Raw genomic sequence first — 3,243 nt, 5'->3', positions numbered from 1 at the left:
GCATCAGTACGAGGATCTACAACCTTAACTGTGACTGGCACTTCATCCGTTGAACCATCTGGGTAAGTCACAACGACTGTTGTTCCTTTATCACCCGGTGTTGTTGTATCCACTGGAGTCTTATAAGTGAAAGTTGTGCCGTTTGGCAAACTATCAACGTTACCAATTGACTTCTTAGCGTCTGGTGTTTCACCAACATTGACGGTTTGGTCCTTAGGAGTTGGTGTGTTCTTATCTGCATCTGTACGAGGATCTACAACCTTAACTGTGACAGGAACTTCATCAATTGAACCATCTGGGTAAGTTACGACTACTGTTGTTCCTTTATCACCCGGTGTTGTAGTGTCAACTGGAGTCTTATAAGTGAAAGTTGTACCGTTTGGCAAACTATCAACGTTACCGATTGACTTCTTAGCGTCTGGTGTTTCACCAACATTGACGGTTTGGTCCTTAGGTGTTGGTGTGTTCTTATCTGCATCAGTTTGTTTAGCCGTGATTTCAATCGGAACATTAACTGTTTCTGTTGTACCGTCAGGATAAGTGACTTGCATTGGCACATTTACTAAACCACTTGTTGCATTTTCAGCAATCTTACTAGTGATAGCACCTGTCGCTTTATCAACTGACACAGAAGTGACACCAGCAGGTAAAGTTCCAGCCTTGAAAGTTGTTCCTGAAGGAACTGGAACCACTTTGCCTTCCACATCACGAATCAGTGGAATTTGTGGTTGAGTGGTACCACCTGCCGTAATAATAGCTTTTTCATAACTAACATCATAAGTTTGACTCTTAGGCGCATTAACAGTCAATAAGTTAGTATTCAAGAAGGCGTTCGCATATGAACCTTGATGGACCCCTTCCGTATTACCACCCCATGAACGTTGGATGAGATTGAGGTTTGGTTTAACCCCACGTTCCATCCATTGTTCAAAAAGCAGCATACCATTGTTTTTCTTAATTTCATTATTAAGTTTCTTAGCCAATTCAACAGAATCAATGGTATTTTTAAACTTATAAGAAATGGTATAAGAGCCAAGCTGACCAGAAGCTGTACCTAAAACATTCTTATCAAGATTGTTTCTAACTCGGTCAACATCACTTTGAGATGGATTAGATTTAGTAGCAATACTGATTTCGTCTGTATTACGTGTATCAAGCTTACCAGACGAATCCATTGTTAATTTAATTTTATTAGCACCACTTACAATAGAGCCATCTGCATCTGATTTGTAAATATAGGTTTCATTCAGATTCAAATATGGTAAAAGACTCTTTGGAATAACTTGTTCAATATAAGGCACGGATTGGAATGTATTAGAACCCAGATTAATAACACCCATAGCCGCAGAAACCTTCATCGTATATACCAATTCGATGGAATCTGCTTTTCCGTCGCTTGTAAAACGAGGTAAGACTTTAAGCGTTGGCTGAGTATTGACACCTGTTCCAGGCGTACCTGTGAATGAGTTGCTTACACCATTGTCAGATGCAGCTTTTCTAGCATTTTGTGAGGCAATAAACCATGAGTTATCAATACTTTCACGTACCAATTTGTTTGGAATGACTCTACCATAGTCCTTACCAGTTACCCATGCAGAAGAGAATGACAATGGTGTATTAGCAAGACCTAGGTCTCTCAATGTTTTACCGTTTTTCAAGGTAATAGTAATCGGATGGTCATAAGCTGCCCCGATACCACCTGATGCTACCGTATCATTTTGAATTGGGACTGACCAAACAGAACCATTTTCATATCGTGTGAATTCTTTTGCTGCACCTGAATAAGTTGGTTTAATCGTTATTTTATCAATATTTTCGTAGAAAGTTGGATTTTGGAAATTCAAAATCATGTGGGCCCCAAATGGGAAATTGCTATCTTTAGCCCAACCACCTGCTAATCTTGTCCAAGATGTTCCAGTTAAAGAAATACTACCATCAGAATTGACCTTATTAAATTCAACCCCAGCATTTTTAACAACATATGGCGATTCTTTATCTGATGTAATACCAGTAGAGTCGAATTTGTTTGCAATGGTAAGAGAAGAGTCAGTTGGCTTGATAGCTCCATTTACAGTAACAGGAGAAACATTGAGCTGCTTCGTTGTGTTTTTACCTGAAGCATCTGTTGCCGTAGCAACCACCTTACCACCTGATGATGGGCGTTTGAAGGTATAAATCCCGTTAGCACCACTAATAGAGACTTCCTGTCCATCAAGCGTCACTTTCACTGTTGAAGCCGCATCTGTACGAATAGTAACGTATTCTTCACCAGCTTCAATTGAAGCAGCGAGACTCTTGTTTGATGTTTCCGTTGCAGATGGAGCAGCAGTCCCTTCAGAAAGTGCACGACGTGAACGAACACGTGGTTTCTCAGCTGCTGTTGAATCAGCAGAAGCAGGTTGACCTGGCGCAGATGCCTGAGATGGTGAAGGTTGTGGCGTTTCAGAAGATGCAGCTGTTGCCGGTGCTTCTGAAGAAGCTGGCGCTTGTGAAGCAACCCTTGGACTGCCTGTTTCAGCTGTAGTGGCTGCTGAACTTGGTGTTGTTGCAGCTTCTACACTTGGTGTTGCAGAAGGTGCTGGTGCTGGCGCTGCCTCTGCTGCTGGAGCAACAGAACTTGAAGCCACTGGTGCCTCTGATACGCTACTTGTAGCAGGTGTCGCACTTGTATTCAGCAAGGACTGTGTCGTTTCAGTTGACGCAGCTACTGGTGCAGAGGCTGATACTGACGTATCAGTGTTTTCATCGGCTTGTGCACTTGTACCAATCATGACTAAGGTACCAAGTAACACCGAACAAACACCGATATTCAATTTTCGAATCGAAAATCGACTTTTCTTTTTGTTGAATAAATCGTTAGACATTATTCTCCACAACAATTGGAAATCTCACTATCCAATTGTCCTTCCTAAATAATACTCTAACCCCCTTTCATTATATTATCAAAAAAATATGAAATTTCAATAGAAAATAACACTTTTTTATTATTTTATAATTCTAAAAATACTAATTTCTAAAACACCTATTACAGTAGCCAAGATAGCTAATATATTCTCACATAGAAAGATTGATCAAAGATTTCATGAGACATACTCTATACTTGACCTTGAACTCCTCTCCTTTATTTTTAAAATATAATAATCTGACAACTATTTTTATCAGTTATTTGGCTCTATAATTTCTGTAGTGGGTAAAACCACCATAGGAATTATGGAGCCGATTTTGTTGTAGAAAAAAAGCCCC

The 3,243-nt window shown here is 40.1% G+C and carries 1 protein-coding gene; it reads right to left on the bottom strand.

Features of this window, described 5'->3' with window-relative positions; all coding sequences use genetic code 11:
* Window positions 1-2,864, bottom strand: a 2,864-nt coding sequence (locus tag QRD39_RS10075; protein WP_285956393.1) for a Rib/alpha-like domain-containing protein, incomplete at its 3' end; no start/stop codon positions are given.
* Window positions 2,865-3,243: the final 379 nt, after the last annotated feature.

Source organism: Streptococcus raffinosi, from assembly GCF_030284685.1.
GTDB classification, from domain to species: Bacteria; Bacillota; Bacilli; order Lactobacillales; family Streptococcaceae; genus Streptococcus; species Streptococcus raffinosi.
This window is presented reverse-complemented; position numbering and strand designations above follow the sequence as displayed.